Consider the following 2508-nt stretch of genomic DNA (forward strand, 5'->3'; position numbering starts at 1 on the left):
GCATGAAGGAGGAAGTAAAAAATGATACAGGCACTATTATTGGGGGCTATTGCATTTTTCGGTAATTGTGATTATGCATTGGGTACCAGCTTATTGAAAAACCCAATTGTATTAGGACCTCTTGTCGGTCTGGTTCTGGGGGATGTCACAAAGGGAATCATCATAGGAAGTACACTGGAGCTGGCGTTTATCGGTGCGCAATCCATCGGTGCATTTGTACCGCCTAATGTTGTTGTTGGTGGTGTACTGGGAACCGCTTTTGCAATCACGACGGGAAAGGGTGCTGAAGTAGCAGTCACTCTCGCTTACCCCATCGCATTGCTTGCAAGTATATTTGAAAATCTGTTTATGTCTGCTATTTTCCCATTAACCGGTACCTGGGCGATAAGTGGCCAGAAGGGAAACTACCGTGCCATAGAAATGATCCATATCGGAGATGGTATCGTTCAAGTCTGACCTTGCATTCCGCTGGTTGTTTTTGGCTTCCTGATCGGAAGCGGTCAGGTGGAAACACTCGTAAATTCCATACCGGCTGTTATCACAGACGGTCTTACCATAGCAACGGGATTGCTTCCCGGCATGGGATTCGCCATGCTGGCTCAAATGACATTGAATAAGAAAGTCATTATGTTCTTCTTCCTGGGCTTCCTGTTGTCTGCTTATATCGGTGTACCGGTTCTCGGTATTGCTCTGCTGGGTGTGATTGCCGCATTCCTAAAGGTTGATTTTTTCTCAGAAACCGCATTAGCTGCGGACGGAGGTGAAGATGATGACTTCTAATACCAATGATTTGATTACAAAAAAAGACCTGCATAAGATGTTCTGGAGATCGCTTCCTATGGAATTTTCCTGGCACTATGAGCGTCAGATGCATATGGGCTTTGAATCCATGATTCCGGCACTTCAAAATTTATGAAAATGATCCGGAAAAGTTCAATGATTCCTGCCAGCGCCATCTGAATTCTTTAACACATCCATGTATTTCAGCACTTTATTGCAGGTATCATCATTTCTATGGAGGAAATGAATGCAAGACAGGGCAGCTTTGATACTGCCTCAGTACCATGAAGGTTGCATTGATGGGCCGCTGGCCGGTATCGGAGATTCTGTTTTCTTGGTACGATTCGTATTTTGCCATTGGCGTTGGTACCTCTCTGGCTGCTCAGGGAAATATTCCGGCACGATTTTATTCTGCTGATTTTCAACATTCCTGCATATGCCGTCCGGTATATCGGTGCCATGAAGGGGTATGAGCTGGTGCTAATTATCTGGAAAAGATTCAGCTGGGTTAATGAACAAATTTATGCTGGTGCCTCCATAGTCGGTGTTATGGTAATTGGTGGTATGACAAAGGAACTGATTACTGTTAATACGCCAATCTCGATTGGCTCCGGTGACGCTGCTGCCAGCATTCAGGAAATACTGGACGGTATCATGCCGGGTATGCTCAGCCTTGGTGTCATGGGGATTTACTACTGGCTTTTGAAAAAGAAGGTGAACGTCATAGTCATGATTGTCGGTACTGCACTCTTCGGTATTCTCTGTGCATGGCTTGGCATTCTTGCCTGCTAGTTACAGATAGATGAAAGTGAGGTGACAGAATTGATTATTGATATGCATGTTTCTCCTGCTTTTATTGATGAGCTGCATCAAACTGCAAACCTGTCGCAGGCTACAGGCTTATACAAGACAGATACTCAGCCTGTTTCCTTATGAAAACGATGTGTGTATCGGATATTGAAAAGCTTGCCTTCTTCCCCTCGATTTAACAACAACACATAATGCTTATCTGAGCGCAATGAACGGGTTGCTCAACTGGTACAAAAAGATTCTGATCTGTTATCGGCTTTGCCAGTGTAGATCCGCATCGAAGTGATGCCGTGGATGTTGTCCGCCATGCCTTTTGAATTTGCATTTATCCGGTCTGGTTCTTCATCCTTCCCAGCAACGGTTTTATCCAAATGAAGAGTTATGCGGGGCTTTGTACGAGGTATGCGAGGAATTTAATAAGCCAATCATATTTCATGCCGGAATGTCTGCACGTCCCAATACACTGAGTAAATATGCACATCCGCTGTTATTTGAAGAAGTCGCCTGTGCGTATCCACATTTACGTATCTACCTGACGGCTTTGCATGGCCATGGGTACGTGAGATATGCATGCTGATGCTGAAATATAAAAATGTATATACCGACACAGCTCGCTTTTATTTGACAATCCTAAAGAATTTTATCATCAGAGCTTCTGTATAGACATTGGCGCACATTGGATTGACCGCAGTCTTCGTCACCAGATCATGTTTGGAAGCGATGAGCCACGTCTTGAACAAAGACGCATGATAGAAGCGATTTACAACATGGATTGGCGTGAGAGAACAAAGCAAATGATATTCAGAGAAAATGCACTTGACTTTTTAAACGGAGGCGGTTTCTATGACTGAATACAGAGAATTGACCTATGAAACACAGGCGTACAATGAGCTTATTCCGATTGCAGAGGATATAAAA

The 2508-nt window shown here is 44.1% G+C and carries 3 protein-coding genes and 1 pseudogene; all 4 read left to right on the plus strand.

Annotation, left to right across the window (positions count from 1 at the left end):
- Positions 1-21: 21 nt before the first annotated feature.
- The 4 genes and pseudogenes from ACLUJM_RS13455 (at position 22) to ACLUJM_RS13470 (ending at position 2441) form a co-directional block, all read left to right on the plus strand.
- Positions 22-780: pseudogene (locus ACLUJM_RS13455) on the plus strand (PTS mannose/fructose/sorbose/N-acetylgalactosamine transporter subunit IIC).
- Positions 767-916, plus strand: coding sequence for a PTS system mannose/fructose/sorbose family transporter subunit IID (locus ACLUJM_RS13460; protein WP_412413046.1), 150 nt, complete (start codon positions 767-769; stop codon positions 914-916). Before ACLUJM_RS13455 ends, ACLUJM_RS13460 begins: the two are co-directional and overlap by 14 nt.
- 215 nt (positions 917-1131) lie before the next feature.
- Entirely contained in the window at positions 1132-1572 is a 441-nt protein-coding gene (locus ACLUJM_RS13465) for a PTS system mannose/fructose/sorbose family transporter subunit IID (protein ID WP_412413047.1), read from the plus strand.
- A gap of 725 nt (positions 1573-2297) precedes the next feature.
- Positions 2298-2441 (plus strand): hypothetical protein, encoded by a 144-nt coding sequence (locus ACLUJM_RS13470; protein ID WP_412413048.1) that lies wholly within the window; start codon positions 2298-2300, stop codon positions 2439-2441.
- Positions 2442-2508 lie beyond the last annotated feature (67 nt).

Origin of the sequence: Finegoldia sp., assembly GCF_046991905.1 — a bacterium.
Classification (GTDB): Bacteria; Bacillota; Clostridia; order Tissierellales; family Peptoniphilaceae; genus Finegoldia.

Bases quoted from the DNA above. Each gene is read 5' to 3' on its own strand.
- ACLUJM_RS13470 (WP_412413048.1), top strand. From the start codon at position 2,298: ATGTTTGGAAGCGATGAGCCACGTCTTGAACAAAGACGCATGATAGAA.
- ACLUJM_RS13460 (WP_412413046.1), top strand. From the start codon at position 767: ATGATGACTTCTAATACCAATGATTTGATTACAAAAAAAGACCTGCAT.